General features: G+C 63.9%; 1 protein-coding gene. It reads right to left on the reverse strand.

Annotated features, from left to right (window positions below; translation table 11 throughout):
• The coding region (locus KW835_RS26720) for a GTP-binding protein (protein ID WP_255593998.1) at nt 1–255 on the reverse strand (255 nt) is incomplete at both ends.

Genomic DNA, 255 nt, shown 5'->3' on the forward strand with positions numbered 1-255 from the left:
CGTCGACCATGTCGCACTTGTTCAGGAACACGATGATGTAAGGCACGCCCACTTGGCGAGCCAGCAGGATGTGCTCGCGGGTCTGGGGCATGGGGCCGTCAGCGGCCGAGCACACCAGGATGGCGCCATCCATCTGGGCAGCGCCGGTGATCATGTTCTTCACATAGTCGGCGTGGCCAGGGCAGTCCACGTGGGCGTAGTGGCGGTTGGCCGTTTCGTATTCCACGTGGGCGGTGTTGATCGTGATGCCGCGGG

It is taken from the genome of Acidovorax sp. sic0104 (assembly GCF_019219095.1).
In the GTDB taxonomy this organism is placed as follows: domain Bacteria; phylum Pseudomonadota; class Gammaproteobacteria; order Burkholderiales; family Burkholderiaceae_C; genus Acidovorax.